This window comes from Nocardioides stalactiti (assembly GCF_014180715.1).
Classification (GTDB): Bacteria; Actinomycetota; Actinomycetes; order Propionibacteriales; family Nocardioidaceae; genus Nocardioides; species Nocardioides stalactiti.
The window spans coordinates 1-907 of sequence record NZ_JACEFC010000146.1; the positions used below are offsets into that span (position 1 = coordinate 1).

At 78.7% G+C, this 907-nt stretch carries 1 protein-coding gene (cut by a window edge); it reads right to left on the bottom strand.

Annotation, left to right across the window (positions count from 1 at the left end):
* Nucleotides 1-907, bottom strand: part of the annotated coding region (locus H0487_RS20170) for an AAA family ATPase (protein ID WP_446685584.1) (this coding region is incomplete at its 3' end). 293 nt of the annotated region lie beyond the right edge of the window; 907 of its 1,200 annotated nt are in view.

Here is a 907-nt window from a genome sequence, read left to right on the forward strand (position 1 = left end):
CGCCTCCCCGAGGTCGGCGAGGGCGCTGGCCCCGGCGTCGTCGCCTGCGACGCGCAGCGACCTGACCGCCGCCAACGTGGCCACGGCCGTCGCGACGAGGTCGCCCGCAGGCAGGGCGAGGAGCCGCTGCCGGGCAGCGTCGGCCAGAGCGACGGCGCTGCCCTCCGCCTCGAACGCCGCGGCCAGCGCCAACCGCAGGTCGCGCAGCTCGGGGGCCGGGAGGCCCTCGGCCGCAGCCTCGGTGAGGAGCGCGTGCCGGAACCGGATGCCACCGGCCCGCTCGTCGACGACGAGGTCCTCGGCCCGGGCGGCGTCGATCGACGTGACGACCTCGGCCAGCGGCTGTCCGAGCGCCCTCGAGAGCGCGACGAGCGACGTGCCGGGCGGGGCGACCGCGAGCGCCGCGAGCACCCGTACGACGGTCGCCCCCAGCCGCTCGATCCGGCGGCCGAGCAGGCCCGCTGCCAGCTGCGAGGTGCCGCCGTCGGCAGCGAGCACCGCCCCCTCGCGGACGAAGAGCGGGACCCCGCCGGTGCGCTCCCAGATGCCGGCGCCGTCGACCCCGCTCCCCGGAGCGGCGAGCTCGGCGAGCCGGGCCGTCTCCTCCAGGGACATCCCCGCGAGCCTGACCACCTGGTCGGCGGCGGACGCGAGCCGGGCGACCCGGTCCTGGCCCGGCTCGTCGGAGCGCGCGGTCACCAACAACGGCGCCGCGACGCCGTGGAGGTGCCGCCCCAGCCGCTCGATCACCCATGCCGAGGACGGGTCGGCCCAGTGGTGGTCCTCCACGATCACGAGCACCGGAGCCCGGGCGGCGATCGCCGCGGCGGCGTCCTCCAGCTCCTGCCAGCGGGCGTCGTCGCCGGCCGCTCGCGCACCGGAGGTGCGCAGGCCGGCGAGGGCCGAG